The organism is Halohasta sp. A2 (assembly GCF_056175805.1).
On sequence record NZ_JAQFWV010000236.1, the window covers coordinates 1 to 366 of the forward strand.

The 366-nt window shown below is 53.8% G+C and carries 1 pseudogene; it reads left to right on the plus strand.

What is annotated here, in order from left to right:
• A pseudogene (locus tag O2S87_RS18955) lies at nt 1–333 on the plus strand (IS4 family transposase); the annotation flags it as partial.
• Nucleotides 334–366: the final 33 nt, after the last annotated feature.

Consider the following 366-nt stretch of genomic DNA (forward strand, 5'->3'; position numbering starts at 1 on the left):
GAAGAACGGCAACTCCAGACGTGGGACCGCATGGATGTACTGTTAGGCGTGTACTCAGTAATTGCGTGGAAGGTACTGGAGTTGCGAGATCTAGCTCGTGAGGACTCAGCGGCTGATCCAGCAGTATTGTTGAGCGACGCTGAGCGCGCAGTTCTGGAAGCGAAATTTCCAGAACTGCGCGGGGAGAGTGCGAAAGGCTACGCGATATGTGTGGCAAAGTTAGGTGGATATCTTGACCGGAATGCAGATCCTCCGCCAGGCTGGCAAGCAATGTGGAAAGGACTGCAGAAGCTCCGTATGTGGGCGGAAGGCTACGAACTGGGTACTGAATAAGCGACAAGTCGCTCATTCAGCGGAATCAAGACA